21 protein-coding genes are annotated in these 22007 nt (G+C 63.2%); 9 read left to right on the forward strand and 12 right to left on the reverse strand.

Features of this window, described 5'->3' with window-relative positions:
- Positions 1 to 7 precede the first annotated feature (7 nt).
- The 7 genes from P3G66_RS08405 to P3G66_RS08435 all read right to left on the reverse strand — a co-directional run bounded on the left by P3G66_RS08405 (position 8) and on the right by P3G66_RS08435 (position 7322).
- Complete coding sequence (locus tag P3G66_RS08405; protein ID WP_003940790.1) at positions 8 to 964, reverse strand: R2-like ligand-binding oxidase; 957 nt, start codon at positions 962 to 964, stop codon at positions 8 to 10.
- A gap of 87 nt (positions 965 to 1051) precedes the next feature.
- Complete coding sequence (locus P3G66_RS08410; protein WP_276116382.1) at positions 1052 to 2689, reverse strand: sulfatase-like hydrolase/transferase; 1638 nt, start codon at positions 2687 to 2689, stop codon at positions 1052 to 1054.
- A gap of 45 nt (positions 2690 to 2734) precedes the next feature.
- Complete coding sequence (locus tag P3G66_RS08415; protein WP_276116383.1) at positions 2735 to 3076, reverse strand: DUF6292 family protein; 342 nt, start codon at positions 3074 to 3076, stop codon at positions 2735 to 2737.
- Positions 3077 to 3143: 67 nt separating this feature from the next.
- Complete coding sequence (locus P3G66_RS08420; protein ID WP_030535116.1) at positions 3144 to 3899, reverse strand: alpha/beta hydrolase; 756 nt, start codon at positions 3897 to 3899, stop codon at positions 3144 to 3146.
- Complete coding sequence (locus tag P3G66_RS08425) at positions 3886 to 4731, reverse strand: alpha/beta hydrolase (RefSeq protein WP_276116384.1); 846 nt, start codon at positions 4729 to 4731, stop codon at positions 3886 to 3888. The genes P3G66_RS08420 and P3G66_RS08425 overlap by 14 nt, the downstream gene beginning before the upstream one ends.
- Before the next feature lie 165 nt (positions 4732 to 4896).
- Entirely contained in the window at positions 4897 to 6450 is a 1554-nt protein-coding gene (locus P3G66_RS08430) for a DNA polymerase Y family protein (protein ID WP_003940966.1), read from the reverse strand.
- Positions 6447 to 7322 carry a hypothetical protein gene (locus P3G66_RS08435; protein ID WP_054188133.1) on the reverse strand — a complete coding sequence of 292 codons (876 nt, stop codon included), beginning with the start codon at positions 7320 to 7322 and terminating at the stop codon, positions 6447 to 6449. Before P3G66_RS08435 ends, P3G66_RS08430 begins: the two co-directional genes overlap by 4 nt.
- A 227-nt stretch (positions 7323 to 7549) precedes the next feature.
- On the opposite strand from P3G66_RS08435, the gene P3G66_RS08440 reads away from it, so the two are divergent.
- Positions 7550 to 8749: a serine/threonine-protein kinase gene (locus P3G66_RS08440; protein ID WP_003940952.1), complete on the forward strand. Its 1200-nt coding sequence runs from the start codon at positions 7550 to 7552 to the stop codon at positions 8747 to 8749.
- Positions 8750 to 8758: 9 nt separating this feature from the next.
- Here P3G66_RS08440 and P3G66_RS08445 read toward each other — a convergent pair whose 3' ends face one another.
- Both P3G66_RS08445 and P3G66_RS08450 read right to left on the reverse strand, forming a co-directional pair.
- The gene (locus tag P3G66_RS08445; RefSeq protein WP_047270191.1) at positions 8759 to 10150 is read right to left on the reverse strand and encodes an FAD-binding oxidoreductase; all 1392 of its coding nucleotides are present in this window, start codon (positions 10148 to 10150) and stop codon (positions 8759 to 8761) included.
- Complete coding sequence (locus P3G66_RS08450) at positions 10147 to 10983, reverse strand: class I SAM-dependent methyltransferase (protein ID WP_054827674.1); 837 nt, start codon at positions 10981 to 10983, stop codon at positions 10147 to 10149. Before P3G66_RS08450 ends, P3G66_RS08445 begins: the two co-directional genes overlap by 4 nt.
- A gap of 135 nt (positions 10984 to 11118) precedes the next feature.
- Here P3G66_RS08450 and P3G66_RS08455 point away from each other — a divergent pair, with 135 nt between their 5' ends.
- From P3G66_RS08455 to P3G66_RS08480, 6 genes are all read left to right on the forward strand, one after another.
- Positions 11119 to 11796: a helix-turn-helix domain-containing protein gene (locus tag P3G66_RS08455; RefSeq protein ID WP_003940889.1), complete on the forward strand. Its 678-nt coding sequence runs from the start codon at positions 11119 to 11121 to the stop codon at positions 11794 to 11796.
- 110 nt (positions 11797 to 11906) lie between these two features.
- Positions 11907 to 12491 carry a M15 family metallopeptidase gene (locus P3G66_RS08460; RefSeq protein ID WP_003940687.1) on the forward strand — a complete coding sequence of 195 codons (585 nt, stop codon included), beginning with the start codon at positions 11907 to 11909 and terminating at the stop codon, positions 12489 to 12491.
- A 2-nt stretch (positions 12492 to 12493) separates the two neighbouring features.
- Positions 12494 to 13135: a phosphatase PAP2 family protein gene (locus tag P3G66_RS08465; RefSeq protein WP_003940956.1), complete on the forward strand. Its 642-nt coding sequence runs from the start codon at positions 12494 to 12496 to the stop codon at positions 13133 to 13135.
- 75 nt (positions 13136 to 13210) lie between these two features.
- Positions 13211 to 13909, forward strand: a complete 699-nt coding sequence (locus P3G66_RS08470; RefSeq protein ID WP_058039028.1) for a response regulator transcription factor — start codon at positions 13211 to 13213, stop codon at positions 13907 to 13909.
- Entirely contained in the window at positions 13906 to 15300 is a 1395-nt protein-coding gene (locus tag P3G66_RS08475; RefSeq protein ID WP_003940854.1) for an ATP-binding protein, read from the forward strand. Before P3G66_RS08470 ends, P3G66_RS08475 begins: the two co-directional genes overlap by 4 nt.
- 189 nt (positions 15301 to 15489) lie before the next feature.
- Entirely contained in the window at positions 15490 to 16698 is a 1209-nt protein-coding gene (locus P3G66_RS08480; protein ID WP_276116385.1) for an MFS transporter, read from the forward strand.
- On the opposite strand, the gene P3G66_RS08485 is transcribed toward P3G66_RS08480, so the two are convergent.
- Genes P3G66_RS08485 through P3G66_RS08495 form a run of 3 tightly spaced genes read right to left on the reverse strand, consistent with a single transcriptional unit; the run spans position 16695 to position 20135 of the window.
- Entirely contained in the window at positions 16695 to 18149 is a 1455-nt protein-coding gene (locus P3G66_RS08485; protein WP_276116386.1) for an MFS transporter, read from the reverse strand. The genes P3G66_RS08480 and P3G66_RS08485 overlap by 4 nt on opposite strands.
- 49 nt (positions 18150 to 18198) lie before the next feature.
- Complete coding sequence (locus tag P3G66_RS08490) at positions 18199 to 18858, reverse strand: response regulator transcription factor (protein ID WP_003940972.1); 660 nt, start codon at positions 18856 to 18858, stop codon at positions 18199 to 18201.
- Entirely contained in the window at positions 18855 to 20135 is a 1281-nt protein-coding gene (locus P3G66_RS08495) for an ATP-binding protein (RefSeq protein ID WP_037125680.1), read from the reverse strand. The genes P3G66_RS08490 and P3G66_RS08495 overlap by 4 nt, the downstream gene beginning before the upstream one ends.
- 236 nt (positions 20136 to 20371) lie before the next feature.
- Between P3G66_RS08495 and P3G66_RS08500 the strand changes: the two genes are divergently transcribed.
- Both P3G66_RS08500 and P3G66_RS08505 read left to right on the forward strand, forming a co-directional pair.
- Complete coding sequence (locus P3G66_RS08500) at positions 20372 to 21757, forward strand: PspC domain-containing protein (RefSeq protein WP_276116387.1); 1386 nt, start codon at positions 20372 to 20374, stop codon at positions 21755 to 21757.
- Positions 21754 to 21987 carry a hypothetical protein gene (locus P3G66_RS08505; RefSeq protein WP_003940832.1) on the forward strand — a complete coding sequence of 78 codons (234 nt, stop codon included), beginning with the start codon at positions 21754 to 21756 and terminating at the stop codon, positions 21985 to 21987. The genes P3G66_RS08500 and P3G66_RS08505 overlap by 4 nt, the downstream gene beginning before the upstream one ends.
- The last annotated feature ends 20 nt before the right edge of the window (positions 21988 to 22007 follow it).

The raw sequence follows: 22007 nt of genomic DNA on the forward strand, positions 1-22007 counted from the left end.
TTCGCAGTCATTTGGCCGCCTCACTCATCGCAGCGGCATCTTCTGCCCCGAACTTTTCCTCGAGGGTCTCCGGCGAATAGTCGAGGTCGATCTCGGCGACGTCGCGCCCGCGTGCAGACTCGATCGCCGAAAGTCGGCGCTGTGCACGGTCTGCGGCATACTCGAGGAACTCCTGATTGTCCAAACCGAACGGCTGCACCTCGAATTGATCGTTGACCCAGTTGATCATTCCGAGGGCCATGGGCATGAGTTCACCCATCCGCTGCTGGACGACGTCCCAGTTGTGATCGTCGGCGGCGACGTGCCTTCGGCAGGTGAACGTCCCCCAAGCCATGTGCCGTCGTTCGTCGTCACCGATCTTTCGCACCAATTGCTGCATGCCAGGGAGGATTCCGCGCGTCGCACAAACTTTCTGCCAGGCGTAGTAACCCGTCAGCGCCAGACTGCCCTCGATGACGTGGTTGTACGTGACGCTGGCACGCACCTGGTTGACCGGGCTGGGGTCTGTCTCGAGAATGCGTAGCGACGACGGCAGCTCCTCGTAGAACAGTTGCCGGTAGTACGGATTGTCAGCGACGTAGGAATGCAGGTCACTGGTCAATCCCACTTCGTCCATCCACAGCCGAAACACCTGGGTGTGCTTGGCTTCCTCGAAACAGAACTGCGTCAAGTACATCTCGTCGCCGAATCGTCCCTCGGTCGACATTGCTTTCATGAACGGTTGAATGTCTTCGGTGACGGCTTCTTCACCGGCGATGAACTGCGCACACAGGAAGGTGGCGCTGCGCTGTTGTTCGCTGGTCAGCTCCTGCCAGTCACGGGCATCCTGCGAAAAATCGAGGTCGGTTGGGTTCCAGAATTTGGCGTTTCCCTTGGTGAACAATCGGAGTGGGAACGAATCCCAGTTCAACCCTCCCGACCGAAGAGAACTGAAACCTTCTCGCCCCGGCGAGGTGACAGTCATGACATTCCTTCTTCCCGAACCGAAGACAGATGCCCCACCAGCATGCCCGCAGAACTGAAACGTGAATCAGTTTTGACGAAATTCGATCTATTCCTTCAGGGAAACACCCTTGGTCTCCATCACTGCGAAGAGCTTGGCGTTCATCTGAGCTGCCAGATCCGGCCGATACGAACCGATGTTGAGCGGATTGGCGAGATTGTTCAGTTCCAAGGGGTCGGCTTGTAAGTCGTACAGTTCGTATTGCGGCGCAGCAACTCCCGCAGGATCGAAGTACATCGTGTACTTCCAGCGGCTCTCGCGTATGCACCGAATGTGGTTGGGCTGCGTGACGATGTTCTGACCGTCGGGCGTCGCACAGTTCTGATCGTCGTAGGTGAACAGAATCGTGTCCTGAACCTGCGCGCTGGGACTTTTCGGATACGCCGCAGCGTCGACGATGACCGGTGTCAGATCGGTACCCAGGAAGTTCCACGATTGACGCGCAGGCGCTTGGGCGAGTGTGGCGAGAGTGGGCATCACGTCGATCAACGACGCCAGGGCGTCGGTGCGAACGGGTTCGGGAAACAGCAAGGGGTTGCTGATGACCAGTGGAACGCGCAGTGTTTCCTCGTAGGCGTTGAACACTTTCTGCCGCAAACCTCCGTGGCTCATCCCCATCTCCCCGTGATCGGACATCCGAACGATCACCGTGTCGTCGAGCATCTGTGGAGTGGCTTCGATCGCGTCGAGCACGCTGCCGATGTGTTCGTCGACCACCTTGTGCATATAGGCGTAGAAGTTGATGTAGTTACGCGCCTGATCGGGTCCGAGCAGCGGCCCGAGCCCGGCTGCCAACAGCAGTTCCGACTGAACCTGGGCTGTCGGTTTGTGATTGAGCGCCAGGATCTCGTCGAAGGTGGGCGGCAAGTCGATACCCTGCTCGAAGGCGCCCGGCGCGTCCGATCCGTAGTTGTCGCACGTGCCGTTCATCGCGTTCCACGTCTGGGGGTACGCGAGGACATCGTGCGGGTTCACGAACGAGACGATCAGCGCCCAAGGCTGTCCGGATGCGACTGCGGGTCCGGAGAGAAACTCGACAGCTTCCTCGGCGACACGGCGATCATGGTCTGCGCACCCGCCACCGAAGTGATCCGGATTGGTGTCCTGGCCCGCGTCCGGCGGAATCCACCCCTCGAAGCCGAATCCTGCCACGTCCGCGCTTGTCGGATCACCACCCTCGACGCCTTTGCTCAGATGCCATTTCCCCCGGTACTGGACGTTGTAGCCGGCCGACGCCAGCAGCTTTGCCATGTTCTGTTCGGAGACCTGCAACTGTGGCTCGGTGGGTGAGACAGTGCCACCTTCGGTGAGCGTTCTGGTGACCCCGTGCTGCGCGGGGTAGAGGCCGGTGAAGAACGTACTGCGACTGGGCGAGCACATCGCGGTGTTGCACACTGCCTGGTCGAAACTCAGCCCGTGATCGGCAATCCTCTTGCGGTTGGGCAGATTCTGTTCAGCCCAGCCTTGGGGCCAGTACATCGGCCGGCGTTCCTGATCGGTGACGATGACAACGATGTTGGGTTTCTGCGGAAACCGATCGGCGGGTGCTGCTTGTACCGGCGCCGCGCTCACCGCGCCGGCCGCGACGTCTGCCACTCCCGCGAGGACAAGGGCACCGACGCCACCGAGGAACGTCCGGCGCGGCAATGAATGACAATGCGGGGCTGGAACGTTCTCTGGGTTCACGGGCGTCGTCCTCTCGGAGGCGTTGTCGCCCCAGAGTTGACCGAATCACTCTTCGCTACACATGCGCGAGCAAACTGCCCGTGCGCTGATCAGTTCGATAACCCGATCCGCACAGCGCAGCGGATCCGGTGTCCGGCCGATACCGAGGGTGTCGACTATCGAAATCGTCCTTCGCACATCAGCCTCCTCGACACCCCACGACCAACCGAAGTCGTGATTCCAGAGCAGAACTGCGTTCTTCCCCGGATGGTGCCTGGCATGAACGGGAAGGACGATCACCGCATCCATGCTCGGCCACTGCGGCCATCGGACGGTCTCACCGTGAACGGACCGTGCTACCGCGTCGATGTATTCGTGTGCGGACCAGTCGTTGCCGTTGGTATGCATGGAAGTACATTCGGTGCCACACACGTTTCGGATGGGTTCGTGGCATCACCGATCGAGTATTGCGCTTTCAGGAAATGAACGGCAACACAACGGATTCGAATTGGCGATGACCGTCGCGGTGGACACTGTGGCCGGTACGGAAAGAGACCAATTCGCAGCGTGCGACGGTGGCTGCAACAGCGTCGAGGCGAACAGGATCCACCATCCCGCCCAGACCTCCACGCAGGAACAACATGTCAGCCTCGATGAGCGGCAACCGATCCCACCACTGCGGATCCGGTCGGCGGAACTGCTCGAGCGCGGACCGCGTCATCGAGCGATCGAACGTCAACGCGGCTCGCGGATGCCGCACCAAACTTGTTGTGGCGTGCCACAGTTCTGGGACACTCGGCAATTTCCTCGCGAACACCTGTTCTGGGTCACCCGCGCGTAATGGTAACGGCGCTTCCTCGATGACCAACTTCCGCACCGCAGTGGGACGTTTCTGCGCGATCAACGACGCCGCGTGCCCGCCGAGCGAGTGGCCGACCAGATCCACCTGCTCGAGTTCGAGATGATCACACACGTCCATGACGTCGTCCGCGAACTCCTCGAACAGATACGACGACGCACGAGCGCTCCGGCCGTGGCCGCGAAGGTCGACCGAGACAACTCGCCGGTTGCGTGATCGCAAGGTCCGCGCGAACTTGTCCCAGGTACCGCTGTCGCCGCCCATCCCGTGCACGAGGACTACCGGAGGCAGATCGGCCACACTGGGATGCGAGCCGGAATCGCGGTAGCTGATCTGGACCCCGCCGGCACTTCGTACGTTAGCGACACTCACGAGTTCCCAGGATAGACCCGTCCTCGCGGATTGCTGACGCGGTCAGCCGAGGCTGCAACTCCCCTGGTCGCGTGACCTCGTCGTAGCGACCGAGTCCGATCCTCGCGATGTTTCGCAGCGACTCGCTTGCATCGGCGAAGTAGCCGCAATGCCCTCGAACGGCTCCGGTACCGAAAACAATGGCTCCGTGCTGCGCCCGAACTGGAGACGGGCCGTGGCCGATGCGGCCGATCTTGACGCGTGGGAAATAGCGGATCCAGTCCGACGGACCAAGCGCAGCCCAGAGATCTCCGGCAAAGCACAGGTCTTCGCGCGAACTGGTCCCCATCCCCGGACTACCCAGCACCACGCAATCGTCCACTCGCGCCGACGGGAGAGCGAGTCCGCACACCACGGCCCCGTAGCTGTGTCCGACGAGCGTCACATGCGCCGATCGCGGCAGGATACGAGTCAACCGCGCCAGATCTATCGCACCAAGTTCTGCAAGTGTCCGGGAGAACGACTCGAGAAATCCCCACGGCGTCCGATAACCGACCCACACGATCACCGCGACGCGGTCGTTCGGCCCGAGCGTTCGGAGCATCCTTCCCAGTGTCCATCCGCTCGCGCGTGGTCCTGTCGGACGGTTCTCGTCGAAGTAGTTTCCCAGTCCGTTGTCGTTGCCCGGCACGAAGATCATGATGTGCTCGGCTGTGGCGACATCGCCGAACACCTCCACGATCCGGCCTTCGCCGGTCTCGTCGTACGCCAGAAGTTGTGCGTCGCGTAGCTCCATCGACTCGTAGTGAAGTCGATCGGTTCCGGAAACGTCAGCTCGACCCGCCGTTTTCATGACACTCCTCGCGAAGAGTTGCAACGACGAGAATCATTGCAACAGTGAGTTTTTGAATGTCATCAACGCTAGGCACCCGATGGCGTCAGTGCGATGGCGCCAGCGCCCCTACTGTTCGTACAGTCGACTCGACCATGTCCGGTACAGCTGGCTGTACCTACGAGCTCATTCGTACACGCCCTCCACCGACCATCCACCGCCTTCACAGATCATCAGCAACGCCCGCGATTCCTCCAACAGCACCTGAGCCCGCGCGGCCGTGCGCGCCGAGGCTGCGTCCCACCATCGCTCGTCCACCGGCCAGGGCCCGGCCCATCCCTGCACTGCCCATTCCTTGCTCCCCCACTTCAGCCTTCCCGGCTGCGAGCTGAAGACACCGCGCTCAGTGACGTACACGGCGTTGCCGGCCACATCCTCCAGCCATACCTTGGGATTGTCGACGAAGATCGACCCCGGAGACGGCTGCGGCAGACGACCAGGCCACGGGGCTGTCGGATCATGAGCAGCTACCCGCTCGTCACCCAAGGGCAACAGGGTAATTCGCTCCGAGGGCCCTCGACCACCGCTCAGGACACCGACCTGAACCGATTCGCCGCCCAGAAGACCTTGCACGCGCACCAATGCTCGCCTGGCCCGCTCCTCCTCGTCGCCGACACCGCCCCACAGCCCCAACTGCAAAGCGCCGGCACTGACCACCTCCACCGGTTCCAGACGCAACACCGCTATGCCTGCGGTCGGCCGGGTCTCACTGCGCCCGGTGAGCCAGCCGTCCAGTTGCCATCGCACTCGATCGGCCGTTCCCTCCGGTGTCAGAGGTTCGGCGCAACGCCAAGTCCGAGAAAGATTTTCACCGTTGCCCGTGCTGGCCGAAATCGACAGGCGGGTACACGCCACTGCGGCAGCCGACAATTTGTCGTGCAGGAGACTCGCCAAGGCGCGCCCGGCAAACGCTGCGGCATCCACCCGCTCGATCGACGGATCGTAATGCTGCTCCACTTCCAGATCCGGCGGAAGCGTCCGCGCCGACGGTGGCCGCTCGGGTTCACCGCGCGCCGCACGATGCGCGAGCACCGCATCGGCCCCGAAACGCGAAGCGACGTCCACTGCCGGTAAATCCGCGAAAGCACCGATGGTTCTGATCCCGAGCCTGCGCAGCAGATCCACCAACTCCCCGCGATGCGGCGCAGACAGACTGGGCTCGGCCGCCAACTCCGGCATGGGTAGCGGCGCCAGAAACCGTGCCCCCTCCCCCGGCGGCACCAGCGCTGCCCGGCGCGCGGCAATGACCGCTGTGGACAGTTGATCCGCCACACCCACCTGACTCTCGACGCCCGCAGCAGATGCCTGATCCACCAATCGTTCCGCCGCGGCTTCCTCCGAACCGAAGTACCGACTGACACCTCGCGCACTGAGCACCAACAAACCAGGACGAAGTACCTCGACGCCCGGTGCCACCGCATCAATGGCCGCGGCGACCGGCTCGAACAATCTGGCGTCGCGTTCCGGATCTGCCATCGCCACATACAGTTCCGGGCAGCGGGCCTGCGACTCGCGTCGGCGCAGGCCTCGTCGCACTCCCTCCGCGCGGGCCGTCGCCGAACATGCGATCACCCGATTACCCGAGGTGACCGCGACAGGATGCGTGGCAGGAAGATCGGCAAGCGCTGCCGCTGCCACCGCCGGCCAGTCCGGGCACCACAACGCCAGAACTCTGCTCACAGTGACACCACCCGCGACGACACCACCCGCGACGACACCACCTGCTCCGACACGGCCTCGACCGGCCGGGAAGGTACCCACTCGACCCGCCCGGCTGCACTACAGATGTCCAGACGCGTGGTCCGGGGCTGGAACGAGCGCCCCCGAGCACGAACCGCGAGGCTCAGGGAACTGAGCCGACCACGCCCCAACTCACGGCCCTGACCGAACCCACCGTAACCATGAACCCGAGCGTCCAACCGAACTTCGGCCCCGTCCCAGTGACCTTCGGTGACAACAAGAGTCGAGCCCTTGCTCCGGGCGCGCGCCACCACCGCTCGCGCACGCGACGGGGATACCGACGCACCCGCCAATCCCAGAATCACCAGATCCATACCGTCGAGCAGCACAGCAGCGATCTCGACCGGATCCGGCCCAGGCGCCGGAATGAGCGCCAGACGTTCCAGTTGCGCACCCATCTCGTACGCCGCCAGCAATCCCAGTCGAGGTTGCCCGATGACTGCCACATGCCCCCCGGACGCCGTCACGGACGCGACCAATCCCAAGAGCAAGGAAGCAGCGCCCTCGACGGACACCACGGTTCCGCGCACCAAACCGCCCTGCGGTAGCAATGCCCCGATACCTTCCGGCACTGGGAGAACACCAGCCTTGTGCGCGCGGTCCACGACCGGTATTTCCCGGTCGGCAACACTCTCGAAGGCTGCTGCACTTGTCCCGGAAACACCAGCCACGGAAACACTCGGTCCCGAAAACGACGTATCGCCGCGAGAGGGAATGGACGCGATCTGTCGGCGGAGCTGTGCCAGCCGATCCTGACGGGACAACCCCGCCGCATCTGCCGACAGCTCCACCAACTCGGTCACCTCGGTCATCCCCATCCTCCGGAACACCGGAAAAACTCACTCGGCAGCAATCCATAACCAGCCGGCAAACCGCGGGGAAGTCGGGTCTGACATGCATCCAACGAACAGCAATTTCGAACATATTTTCGAACTGTTTTCAGTAAACCGTGTCACCCCCGACACGTCAAGCAGAGCAAAAAACCCAGTTCACAGGAGCCTCGAGCGTCACAGTGGCATCAATCCATTAACCTTGAGATGTGACAGCTCAGGAGCAGACCGGGAGGGGCATCGGGCCCGAATACCTGCTGGCGGGGCGGTACCGACTCCGCTCCAAGATCGGCGACGGAGGCATGGGCGCCGTCTGGCTGGCCCGCGACACCCTCCTCAGCCGTGACGTCGCGGTGAAACAGGTCACAAGCACGGAAGGCCTCGACACCGAAACGGCCGAAGAGGTCCGTGAACGTACATTGCGCGAAGGCAGGAACGCCGCAAAGCTCACCCACCCCCACTCCATCGCCATGTACGACGTCGCGATCGAGTCCGGTGAACCGTGGTTGGTCATGGAGTACTTCCCCGCCCGCAGCCTCGCCCAGGCGATGAACTTGGCCGACACGTTGCCACCGCTGGAGGTCGCGCAGATCGGCGCGCAGATCGCTGCGGCGCTCACCGAGGCGCACGCCGCCGGCATCGTCCACCGCGACATCAAGCCCGGCAACATCCTGATCGCCGACCGAGGCAAGTCTCTCGGCACCGTCAAGATCAGTGACTTCGGCATCGCCCGCGCAAAGAGCGACGTATCCGACACCCAGGACGAGGTCATCACCGGCACTCCCGCGTACTTTGCACCCGAAGTTGCCCGCGGCGACGATCCCACCGAGGCCAGTGACGTCTTCTCACTCGGGTCGACGCTCTACACGGTGATCGAGGGTCAACCGCCCTTCGGCATCGACTCGGACGCCATCGCTCTACTGCATCGTGTCGCCAAGGCCGAGATCTACCGACCCACCAAGTCCGGACCGCTCACCGACGTTCTCCTTCAGCTCCTCGAGCCGGACCCCACCCGTCGGCCGACGATGGCTCAGGCACGCGACGCGCTCGCTGCAGCCGCGACGGGCGGTGGCACGATCGAGCAGTTGATCGACGCTCCCGTCTACTCGTCCGAAGGCGCCGTGCCGGCGTGGGCTCACCGCACCACACAACTCGCCGACCCACACCGCCGCAATCGCCTGACCGGCTCCACGATCACCGGACTGCCTGCAGTGCAACAGAACACGCCACTGCGGAACGTCCCCAGCCCCATGGACATGTTCTCCTGGCCGCCGCGGATACCGACCGGCCCCGCCGATGCCAGCACCCGCGACAAGGTAGTGGCCTGGGCTCCCCTCGCCATGACAGGCATGGTTGCCGTCATCATCTTGGCCGCACTGATCGTCGTCATCCTGGTATTCACGGCCTGACCGGACGCTCTACGCGGGCAGAATGTTTGCGTTGAGGTGAAACACGTTGTCCGGGTCGTACTTCGCCTTGACGGCGGACAATCGCGCGTACTTCGCCGCACCGTAGGACGCTCGCACTCGGTCCTCGTCGACATCGGTCATGAAGTTGACGTACCCGCCTTGATTGGACGAGAACGGACGCAAGGCTTCCCAGGTCTCACGCACCCACGATCGATCCAATTCCAGTGTCCCGGCATCGGTGGCCGTAGCCGTCATGTTGCACACGTAATGTGGTGTGCGAGAACCACCGAACGCAGTGTCGTCCTCGCCGACGGAGGTGAAAGCTCCCTGCAGCGGAAAGATCGGCATGAAGGACATCGGCGACGATTTCTTGCCCGCTTGCTCGGTCAGAACATCGATCACGGCGTCGGAGAAATCCACCAGGTCCAAGGCCTTCTCATAGGCGTATGCACCCCATGGTTCCGATTCGTCGAGCATCGACTGTAAACCGATGTACGGGAGCGGGGTGACGAACTCGAACAGCGTCGGCACGCCCTCTCGAATCGGCGCAATCGCGTTCGAGTGTTCCTCTTCCGATCCGAAACCGGCTACCAGCAACGCGTATCCGGGCAGCAGGTGAAACTGATCCGGAACAAACGGTGCCGGAGGCGCGGACAAACCGACGGCAACCATCGCTCCGGCATTTCTCGGCAGGGCAGGCACCACTTCGCGGCACAGACGAAGCGCTGCGGGTCCGTCCTCCATCCCCCAGAAGAACAGTCCCAGATGCACTTCCGGACCGATCTCGCTCAGACGGTACTCGAACTCGGTGACCACTCCGAAGTTTCCGCCGCCGCCGCGCAGCGCCCAGAACAAGTCGCTGTGATCGTTCTCGGAGGCCCGCACGATCGAACCGTCGGCGAGCACCACCTCTGCCGACACCAGATTGTCGATCGCCAGGCCGAGCGTGCGCGTCAACCACCCCATGCCGCCGCCGAGGGTCAGGCCACCGACGCCGGTATCACTGATCACTCCACCGGTCACTGCCAATCCGTGTTCCTGCGTCGCGGCGTCGAGGTCGGCAATCGTCGCACCACCACCGACCCTGGCTCGCTTCGCGGACGGGGCGACACTGACTACGTTGATCGCACTGAGATCGATCATCACACCGCCTTCACACACCGAGGTACCTCGGTAGGAATGCCCACCGCCTCTGACCGAAACCTCCAACGAATGGGCTCTGGCAAATGCAAGTGCCACAGACACATCCGACGCCGACCGGCACCTGGCGATCACCGCCGGACGATGATCGATCTGCCCGTTCCAGATCGACCTGGCGTCGTCGTACTCCGGATCTCGGGGGCTGAACACAGAACCCGTGATCGCCGATTTCAGTGGCGCGAACTCGACCGTCGTCATCATGCACCGCCCTCATCGGGTGTCGCGGTGAGAAGCAGGTACTCCCACTCCATCACGAACGGCTCGCTTCCGCTGCCGTACTTCTTTGCCAACTCGAGCAGATCGCGATCGAGCGCCTGCGTGCGGTCAGGATCGTCGGCGATGTTCCGGTACACCGCGATGGTCGGGCCGTAATTCTTCTTGAAGAAATCGCGGAAATCTTCCGGCCCGCTGAATGTGTCCACACGAAGTACGTCTTTCCTTGCGGCAACATCGCCGAGCAGATCACGAACATGGTTCTCGTCGCCCCACAAAGGCGCCGGCTGCGAACCAGGAGGCGGGGGCGGTGCATACGGCTTCATCGTTTTGAACATCTCGCCGATGAACCCCGTCGGAGTCCAACTCAGCACTCCGATCTTTCCGCCGGGTCGGCATACTCGCAAAAGTTCGTCCGCGGCGCGCTGATGATGCGGGGCAAACATCACACCGACGCACGAGAGCACTACGTCGAACTCGTTGTCGCCGAACGGAAGAGCCTCGGCATCGGCCTCCTGCCAATCGAGTTCGACACCCGCGAGCGCCGCGGCCTCCCGTCCTGCCACGAACAGTTCGGGAGCCAGGTCGGTGGCGATCACCTGCGCACCCAGCGCAGCCGCCGGAATGGCGGCGTTGCCGGACCCCGCCGCGACGTCGAGCACCCGATCTCCTTTCTGCACGCCGCATTCACGCACCAATACAGGTCCGAGTTCCGCGATGACCTGCGTCGCCACCGCCGGATAGTTACCAAGCCCCCACATTGCCCGGTGCTTGGCCTTCAGCTCCCGGTCCAACCCGAGAGTCCCCGTTGATTCACTCATTACCGTTCTCCTTCAATAATTTTCGTACTCGGAGCCCGACAGCGTTCATGCCGTTACTCCGACGCTACGACGACGGTTCGCTCCTCTCCAGTACGAAATCTGTACCGGAGCACCCCGGAGGCCTACGATCGAGAGATGGGGTCCTCGTACCACCAGTTCTGCCCCGTCGCCAAGGCGATGGAGCTACTCGACGAGCGGTGGACACTGCTTCTCCTCCGCGAACTGATCATGGGAAGCGAACATTTCAACGATCTCCGCCGCGGGCTCCCGCGAATGTCACCGACTCTGCTCTCGACCCGGCTTCACCAACTCGCGGTCGCCGGCATCGTGGAGCGAGAAGAAACCGACTGTGTCGTCAGCTATCGTCTGACCGACGCCGGCCGCGAACTGCGCCCTGTGGTCGAAGCTCTCGGCATCTGGGGTACCAGGTGGATCGGTGAACTGGGCGACGAAGATCTGGATCCGAAACTGCTGCTGTGGGACATGCATCGCCGCGTGGATCATTCCGTGGTGCCTGAAGGCAAGACCGTGGTGCACTTCGCATTCTCCGGAGTACGTGGACATTCGCGGAACTGGTGGCTCGTCATCAATTCCGGTGAGGTGGACATGTGCGATATCGATCCGGGTTTCGACGTTGCAGTGTCGGTCTCTGCGGGCTTGCGACAGATGACCGAGATCTGGCGAGGTAACCTGACCTGGTCGGACGCCATACGGTCCGGTGACGTCACCATTTCTGGGCCTACCGCGTTGCGTCGTAGCCTGCCATCGTGGTTCGAGCTGTCGACTTTCGCGTCGATCCCGCGCCCCGCGTAGCGCGCGCTCACCAGCCCCGTTCCGTCCTGTTACAGAGCTGTTGCAGACCGTGACACCGTCGACGAACGGTGACCACCTGCCGGTGACACTGACCGAGAAGTCTCTGTTGTATGCCCAGCCACCGCGGAATCATCCGCTTCGTCGCACTCGGTGCAGTCGTGCTCGGTGCGGTCGCGCTCAGCTCCTGCTCGTACACAGAAGAAGCACAACCGAAGAGCGGTAACTACCTTGCCACTCAGCCTGATTCAGGACCTTCAGGCGGCGAGATCGAGGACGGCATCAGCTTGCAGGACACTCATGTGCCAGCGCTTGCCCGTCTCGATTCCGCACTGCTCGCGGCGCTCCAGTCGGCAGCGGCCGACGCACAGGCATCCGGCGTGGACATGCACGTCACGTCGGGTTGGCGGTCCGCGGCATACCAACAGCGACTGTTCGACGAAGCCGTCGTCAAGTACGGCAGCGTGGACGAAGCGTCCAAGTGGGTGCACTCGCCGAGCCTGTCCAAGCATGTCAGTGGACAGGCCGTCGACATCGGACCGACCGACGCCGACGACTGGCTCATTCAGCACGGCAGCGATTACGGCCTCTGCCAGACCTACGCCAACGAGATGTGGCATTTCGAATTGGCAACCACTCCTGGCGGGGAATGCCCGCCACAACTGAGCAACCCCTCGGACGAGAGAGCGGAAGGCTGATCATGACACGAGTCAAGCCAGCGAGACTGATTGCCGCACTGGCAGTCTTGATCCTCGGAGTCGTCGAATTCGAATTGGCGGTCAACACGACCGGTGGTCAGATCGTCGACCAACAACTCATGGTGGGCGCGGCCACCTCCGAACGCCTCAGCGTGTTCTCCGCCGAGTTCATCGGCCTCGTCACCCCGATACTGATAGTGGGAGGAGTGCTCGTGGCGCTCATGATCACATTGCGCAACAACCCGATTGCGCTAGCTTTACGCGTCGTCGTCGTGACCCTCGGCCCCATCACGACAGCCTGGGTTCTCAAACAATCGCTGAATCGACCGGACCTGAACGGCCTGGTGATGCACAATTCCTTCCCCAGCGGCACTTTGACGGCCATAGCTGCTCTGGTCTGCGCGATCGTGATCGTCACGCCCTCGAGGTGGCGGGCGGTCGTTGCGGTCAACGGTGCGCTGATCACCATCGGAACCGCGATCTCGGTAGTCGTGCTGCAATGGCACCGCCCGAGCGACGTGATCGGTGCACTACTGCTCGTCGGCTGCTACACCCTCGCTGTGTCGGCATTTCCCTTGAACACCAGCGTCGCCCGGCATGCGGTGCTGGCAGACTCAGGCAACGAGCGACTCTCGCGAGTGTGACCCCTGTACCCTTGGCTGACCGAGATTTCTCCGACCGCAGAAGGCCCCTGATCATGGCGAGTCCAAGGTGAGCTCATGGTGAGCATTCTTTTCATAGAAGACGATCCAGCCGTGGCCGAGGCAATCACGTTGGGACTGAACCGACTCGGGCACGACGTCAGCCATCGCCCCGACGGTAACGGTGATTTCGACGACGCCCTGGGTGCCACGGACCTCGTCCTACTCGACCTCGGGCTGCCGGGTGCCGACGGTTACGAGATCTGCCGACGTATCCGCACACGAAGTTCGATCCCGATCATCATTCTGACCGCTCGATCCGACGACATCGACACCGTCGCCGGCCTGGAAGCCGGTGCCGACGACTACGTCGTCAAACCGGCCAGTCCGCGCGTCCTCGACGCTCGTATCAAAGCCGTCGTGCGGCGCTCGGCACCCGCAACGACGCGCCCGGATGCGACGCCGGGTGCAGAGACGTTCGGCGACCTGGAATTGGATCGGTCGTCGCTGCAGGTCCGCAAGGCCGGGATGCTGCTGACCCTCACCCCGACCGAACTCCGACTGATCCTGGCGCTGACCGAGAACCCCGGACAGGTCCTGAGCCGCCGACAGTTGTTGTCCGCAGCCTGGGACCAGGAGTATCTGGGTGATTCCAGAATCGTCGATGCAGCAGTGCAGCGGCTGCGCGGAAAGATCGAGGACGACCCGGCCGCACCGACCGTCATCGAAACGGTGCGCGGGTTCGGGTATCGCTTCAACACCAGCCCAGCCCGATGAGACCGACCTGGCTTCAGGTCGACGGTCTGCGAACCAGGCTCGTGCTCGTGTTCATCGCAATCGTCGTGATCATCGCCGGGGCAACCGCGGGTGTCGTCTCGTTCATGGCGCGGTCGTGGATCTATTCCAACGCTCAGGATGTCGCGACCGCACAATTTCGCGACGAACTGCAATACGTCAACGGAACACCGGTAGACGAGTTGACGCCTGCCAACCTCCAACAGATCTTCCAGTCCGACATGACGCTGATCGTCGACGGCGAAGTCATCCGTCAAGGATCCGTGGATGCGGCGACCATTCCGCCCAGCTTCGACGAAGGTTTGGACAGTCCGAAGCTGATCCGTTTCGAGAGGCTCGACTCCCAGCGCATCATGTTGGGAATGTCCGTCAATGTCGTGGACATGAGCGCGGACGACAGCTACGACAACGAGACATTGGTCAAAGCCGTCACCATCCGGCCGCTGGTAGGAGTGCAGGACAAGTTCGACGACCTGCTTCGAGCTGTCGGCCTCACCCTCGCCGCCGGTGTGTTGGTGAGCGGACTACTCGGGCTGTGGATCGCGTCGACGCTTGTCCGTCCGCTCAAACGCCTGGACAAGGCGGCCGCCCGCGCTGCCGACGGCGACCTCAGCGTCCGACTCCCCGAAGACGGAGTAGCCGAACTCGCCCAGGTCACAACAACGTTCAACAACATGGTCGCTCGCAACGAAGCGGTCATCCGCGGTCTGGAAGAATCGGAAGAGCAGTCGAGAAGGTTTGTCGCAGACGTCTCCCACGAGCTCCGGACGCCGCTCGCAGCACTGGTGCCGGTCAGTGAGATCCTCCGTGAAGAGATCCCCAATCTTCCGCCCGACGCCGCCGCTGCCGCGCGCATCGTGAGCAGTGAGATCGGCAAGCTCACTCGACTTGTCGAAGACCTCATCGAAATGTCTCGCCACGACTCTCAGCAAGCGCACCTCGTCCTCGACGACGTCGACCTCGTCGAATTGACCGAGCGCACACTCGAGAGCCGCGGATGGACAGACACCGTCGAACTGCGCGCACCCGAAAGTGTCAGCGCCAGAGTCGATTCGCGTCGGATCGACATTGTCGTCGCCAACCTCGTCGGCAATGCACTGCGCCACGGAGCGCCCCCGGTTCGCGTCGAGTTGAGCGTCGAATCCGGTTTCTCCGTCATCACCGTCGTCGACCACGGCCCCGGCATCTCACCCGAAGACCGGCAGGCGATCTTTCGGCGGTTCTACAAGGTCGACACCGCGCGCGGACGCAGCGAGGGCAGCGGACTCGGACTCTCGCTCGCCGTCGAGAACGTGCACCTGCACGGCGGCACCATCGGCGTCGACCAGGTGGATGGTCGCACGGTCTTCACGGTTCGCCTGCCCCGTCGCTGACCCCTTCCCGAGCGAACGTACCTTTCGGCGCACCCAAGGCGATCGTCGTACCGTTCGCTCGAAAAGGGATGGGCACTTCGCACCCTGAACCGTCCGCGTTTAACCAAATAATGGGATTCTGGTTTCAACATGTGAAACCACGGGAGTAGCGTCGGCATCGTCGAACAGCGCAGAGATCGGAGGGGCACCATGACGCAGGCGTCGCGGCTGGAAAAGACGGCCGTCTCCCCGAAGGCGTGGACGATGCTCGGAATCGGCGTCGCAGCCCAGGCCGCAGGCACTGTCTTCGTCAGCACCCCCGCCTTTTTGATCCCGCTGCTGCATTCCGCGCACGGCCTCTCGTTGACGCAGGCCGGAACTCTGGCCGCTGCACCCACTTTCGGCATGGTTCTCACGCTGGTGGCGTGGGGAGCCATGGCTGACAGATTCGGCGAGAAATGGGTCATCTCCATCGGGCTCGGCCTGACGGCGATCGCCGCGCTGGCCGCGACCACCACCGACAACTACACCCTCCTCGGGATCGCATTTCTGCTGGGCGGAATGGCTGCGGCGAGCACCAATGCTGCCAGTGGACGTGTTGTGGTCGGCTGGTTTCCCAAGGATCGGCGCGGCCTCGCGATGGGAATCCGGCAGATGTCACAGCCCCTGGGCGTGACCATCGCGTCGCTGACCATCCCGACTCTCGCTGCGAACGTAGGAATCGGTTCGGCCGTCGGACTGTCGGTAGCTCTCAACGGCGTTCTCGCCCTGATCTGCGCCGTCGCATTGATCAATCCCCCGCGGCCGGCGGCGCGGCCCACAGACATCCCGGTCGAAACGGTAAATCCTTATCGCTCGAACTGGTTCCTGTGGCGCATTCACGTCGTCTCGGCACTGCTGGTGTTTCCGCAGTTCACCCTCTCGACATTCGGTCTGGTCTGGCTGATCAGCGAGCAAGGATGGGACGCTGCGCCCGCTGGGCTCCTGATCGGGATCTCCCAGTTCGTGGGTGCACTCGGACGCATCGTTGTCGGCATCTGGAGTGATCGTGCCGGAAGCAGAGTAGGCCCGCTGCGGTTGGTTGCCGTCTCCGCGTCTGCGGTCATGTTGGCAATGGCGGCAGCCGGCGCAGCGCCTTGGGGCGTTCCCGCCTTGATCCTGCTGCTGGCAACCACTGTCAGCGTCGCCGACAACGGTTTGGCATTCACTTCCGTGGCCGAAGCTGCCGGGCCGAAATGGCAAGGAAAAGCATTGGGCGCACAGAACACCGGGCAGTTCATTGCCGCGTCAGCAGTGGGCCCGGTGGTCGGTGCGCTGATCGGCGCGGTCGGCTACCCGCTCGCCTTCGCGATAGTCGCGGCATTTCCCGCCGCAGCAATTCCCTTGGTGCCCAGCCGCGATCGCGACATCAGCGTCTAGTCCCTCATCGGATTCGGTTGCACTGCAGGTCCCGTCAGATCACAATGCGGCTTGCAGGCAACCGAATCCGCTTCCTGAACAGGCTCTACTGTCGGAGTGCGGATCAGCGTCGCGGCGATCGCTGCACCGACCAACAGCAGTGCCACACAGATGTACATCGCGTACCGGAACCCGTCGGAGAAACTCGTCGGATCGACCAGACTTTCGGCGTCGATACCCACGAGGGCAGGCAAGGCCGCGACGGCAAGAAGTTGGCTCGTGCGAGCAACGGCATTGTTCACACCGGATGCGATTCCGGACTGCTCCACCGGTACCGAACCAAGCACCGCGGCGGTCAACGGCGCGACCATCACCGCCAGGCCGAGCCCGAACACAAGAACTCCCGGCAGCACGACGGTCAGGTACGACGCATCCGGGCCGATCCGCGTCATCAACACCAACCCCACCGCGGCAACGGCGGGCCCGACCGTCATCGGCAACCGCGGTCCGTGCGTCTGCGCGTAACTGCCCGCGCGCGAAGACAACAGCAGCAATGCCAAGGTGATCGGTACCGTTGCGACGCCGGCAGCCACCGGCGAGTACCCGGCAACCAATTGCAGTTGCAGCACGAGCAGGAAGAACACACCGCCCAGCGCCGCATAGACCGCAAGGGTCACCAGATTGGCCGCGACGAACATCTGCGAACGGAACAGGGACGGCGGCACAAGGGCACTCGGTGAGCGTCGTTCCACCACGACGAACAGGCAGAGCACGATCACTCCGATCAGCCCGACTATCGGGTTGACCTCGATCAGCCCGTACGTCAGTGCGCCGAGACCGACTACTGCGCAGGCAGATCCGACCACGTCCAGGTGCTCGGGCGGATGCGGGTCGCGGCTCTCCGGTACATGGCACACCGCTGCCCACACCACGACGATCGCCAGCGGGATATTGAGCAGGAATACCGATCGCCATCCCGCCACTTCCACCAGCCAACCACCGAAAAGCGGTCCGATGGCGCCGGCAACACCACCTAAACCCGACCACAATCCGATTGCCGCGCCGCGGTCCTCCTCACGAAGTGACGCGGAGATGATGGCAAGGCTGCCAGGTGTCAAGAGCGCAGCTCCCACTCCCTGCAGGATTCGTGCAATCACCAGAAACGTGATGTCCGGTGCAATTCCGCAGAGCAACGACGCGACCGCGAACCAGACCGTCCCCCACACGAATACCCGTCGCCGACCCCAACGATCACCGAGCGCTCCCCCGAGCAGAATCAGCGACGCCAAGGCCAAGGTGTAACCGCTGAGCGTCCACTGCAGTCCGGCGACACCGGAACCCAGTTCTTCACCGATGTGAGGAAGAGCAATGTTGACGACGGTGCCGTCGAGGAGAGCCATGCTCGAGCCGAGAACGGTGGCGGCGACAACCCAACGCCCACGCTTCGACGCGAGCGCCAGTGGTTCCGTCATCGGTCCATGGTGCGCCTTCACACGCAATCGCGAAAGAGCGCGCGGGAATTCAGTCGATCTGGCGACGATGTGCCCAACGCGTCAACGCATTGCGATTGGACTGCTGAGTCTTTCGCAGGACGTTCGATGCGTGAGTCTCGACCGTCTTCACGGAAATCACCAGGTCCTCGGCGATTTCACGGTAGGTGTACCCACGTGCCAGCAATCTGAGCACTTCGAGTTCTCGCGGAGTCAGCGAGTCGAGTTCCGGATCGAGTTGCGGTTCGGGTGCATTGGAACGCCCGGTGAAGGAGTCCAGTACGAAGCCTGCCAGGCGAGGCCCGAACACTGCGTCACCACCGGCAACGCGTCGTACACCCTCGGCCAGTTCGGATCCCGAGATCGTCTTGGTCACGTACCCGCGCGCGCCGCCGCGGATCACCGCGATCACATCCTCGGCCGCATCGGAAACGCTGAGCGCCAAGCACACCGGGCCGGAATCGATTCCGCGCAGAACTGCCACTCCACCACCGTCAGGCATGTGGACATCGAGCAGAACGACATGCGGTTTCGTCGAGTTGATACCCGCGATCGCCTCAGCGACGCCACCGGCTTCACCGACTACGTCCATGTCTGCCTCGCGCGAGAGTTCCGCCCTCACCCCGGAGCGGAACACTGCATGATCGTCGACAAGAAATACGCGGTACGGGGGCGGCGCAAGCGAAGTCACTGGGGCTGTTCCTCGGGGTTGTCGACACGGTCAGCAGTCTGGTCCCACTTTAGAGCAGAGTCACCGAGCGGCATGTGCACGCGGATCTCGGTGCCCTTTCCGATGTCGGATCGAACCACGACGCGGCCACCCCGTCGCTCGATGCGACCACGAATCGACTTGGCCAAACCCTGACGGTCCTCCGGCACCGCATTGACGTCGAATCCGACTCCGCGATCACGAACGAACACACTGACCTGGTCGCCCTCGACCTCGGCGAAAAGATTGATTTCCTTCTCCCCCGAGTGCTTTGCCGAGTTCACGAGAGCTTCACGCGTCGCACCGAGGAGCGCGGTGAACGCTTCCTTGGGCAGACCGTTCTCGACGCCTTCGCCTTCGAGTTGTACGTCGCCGACCGTGACGGGGCGGACCGTGACGCCATGCTGGTCCTCCACTTCACCGGCGATGATCTTCAGACCTTCGGTCAGGCTCGTGTGGTCGATATCCCCGCCGCTGAACAACCACTTGCGCAGCTCACGTTCCTGACCACGGGCCAGGCGCGCCACCTCTTGCGGATTGTCGGACTGCTTCTGAATCAGCGCCAACGTCTGAAGTACGGAGTCGTGCAGATGCGAGGCGATCTCTTCACGTTCGTCGTTGCGAATTCGGGCCGCACGCTCGGCGCCGAGAGCCCTCCACATCCGCAGCCACAGCGGCACCGTCAACAAACCGACACCGATCAGCGTCACCACCACGGCCAGCAGGGACGAGCGCAGTGCTTCGAGGTCGACCTGAGCGAGGACGACGACGCCGAGACCCAAGATGATCAAGGTCGCTCCCCCGACCACCCGCGCCCACGTGAGAACGGTAGGCCGCTGCGGCAAGCCGATGACGGTCCGGGGACCGTCGGAGTCGAACTCGCGCCACACCAAAGCGGCACCGATCGCGACGACGAAGAACGGTGCGAGCACCGAACCCGCCGTGCCGCTGAACAGCCAGGACAACGCGGCTGCGCCGCCCAATCCGAGTGCGATCAAGCCGTACGCCCGCTGCCGCTCGGCCGCGGACGGCTTCTGGGTGTCCGTGCCGGCTGAGGTGAAGATCCAGAGGGCGCCGTAAATCACGATGCCGGATCCGGCCATCGCCGCCAGAATCGCGAAGGCGACTCGAACCTTCAGGACGTCGATCCCGAGATGATCGGCGATACCGCCTGCAACACCGGCGACGATGCGACCGCCGGAGCGCCGCTCCAGCTTTCGCAATGGAACACCGCCCGGAATGGGCACACCCTTCTTCATGGGTACGGCATGCACCGGTACCCCGTTGACGGGCGGGCCTCCCGTGAACCCGGGAGCGGGACCGCTCACGAACGGCGGATCTGACAGATATTGCACATAGTCGATACTGGCACGAACCACTCGCAGTCACATCAGGGTCCAACCCTGAATCAGGGCGGCGCCCCTGGCCCCGATCGTCACAAAGATCAGGGTTGGCCCTGATGCGCGGAGGCCGCCCCGGAAGCCAGGATTGATTCATGAACAATCCGACTTTCCAAGAACAGATCCAGGATCTGTGGCGGACCCGCCCCGTGCGTCTGCCGGCACAAGGTCACGTGGCCGGGGTATGCGCCGGAATCGGATACCGGTACGGCATCGACCCCATTCTGGTACGTGTCGCGTTTGTGGCCTCCACTATTTTCGGCGGCTCAGGCATCCTTCTCTACCTCGCCGGGTGGTTGGTGCTCGCCCGCGCCGGTGACGGATCGTCCCCCGCACAGTCGTTGATGGGCCGCGGACACAGCTCCGATTCCAGTACCAAGACCATCGTCTTGTTGGTGGCTCTCGCCATCGCGGCTACGACCGTCGGGCCTGTCGGCGTCGGCCTGGGTGGTTCCGGTCTGATCGGGCTGATTCTGATGGTCGGAGGCCTGTGGCTGCTCTACCAACGAGCGCCGGTCCCACCTGCACTGCCACAGAGCACGTCACCGTACGTCGGCGCGGGTACCGCGTATCCAGGCACGGGATTCACGCCCGGGCCGTTCACTCCCGGATACTTCGCACCCAATCAGCCGCCCGTGTACACGCCGTACACAAAACTCCCCGACAGCTACGTGCCCGAGGAACGGCCGGCCGAACAGTCACCGCAATCTCAGGCCGATCATCCGACGATCAACCTGTCGAAGGACCCGAGCGCTTCAGCCGCCGCCAATCCGACCGAGGTGATGGGCGAGGCCGCCATCACACCGCCCTCCTGGGATCCGCTCGGCGTCGCTCCGTTCGCCTGGGATCTCCCGGACCCGGCAGTCAAAGCCACGCCGCTGCTGCCTTTGCCACCACGTAAGCGTCGCTCGCGATGGACGCTGACAGTGCTCGGACTCGCGATCATCGTCGCCGCCGTCACCGGGGCAGCGGGCGCGGCAACCGGCAACGAGTGGTTCACTCCCGGCCGAGTCGGTGCTGTCGGACTCGCCGTCATCGCGCTCGGCCTGATCCTCGGGGCATTCTTCCGCAAGGGGTACGGCCTGCTGGTCGTCACCGGACCGCTCGTGGGTTTCGTGCTTCTCGCCTCGTTGGTCTACCCGATCGATTTCGACGCCTCGGGTGAGCAAAGATGGACTCCGGCAACCGCTTCCGAGTTGGAGCCGTCGTACTCGGGAGCCTTCGGAAGCTTCACTCTCGACCTCAACGGGGTCAAGTTCACCGAGGACAAGACCATCGACGTCGCGGCGTCGTTCGGTGAGTTCACCGTCATGGTGCCACCAACCGTCAACGTCAAGAACAGCTGCACCGTCGTCATGGGTGACGGATCCGGTTGCCTCGACGGCGGAGTACACCCGGGCCGCGAGGCGACACCGGATTCGCCCACACTGACCATCAACGCCAAAGCCACGTTCGGCAGTCTGAAGGTGACGCAATCATGAGTGAATACGACGAGACCACAGAGCACGACGAGACCCGAGAATCCAAGCGCCCCTCGGCACTTCTGCTGATCGCCGGACTGGCCGCACTTCTGGTCAGTGTGTGGGCGTTGGTCGGGCCGTTCTCCCTGGCGCCGGCAGCGAACATTCAATTCCGTTGGCTGTTCGTCGGTGCCGCCGTCGTGGCAGGACTACTGCTGGTGATTCTGCCGAATCGGCGCAACCGGAAGTAAAACTGCTGTGCGCCTTTATT

The sequence above is a fragment of the Rhodococcus sp. C3V genome (assembly GCF_029269915.1).
In the GTDB taxonomy this organism is placed as follows: Bacteria; Actinomycetota; Actinomycetes; order Mycobacteriales; family Mycobacteriaceae; genus Rhodococcus_F; species Rhodococcus_F qingshengii.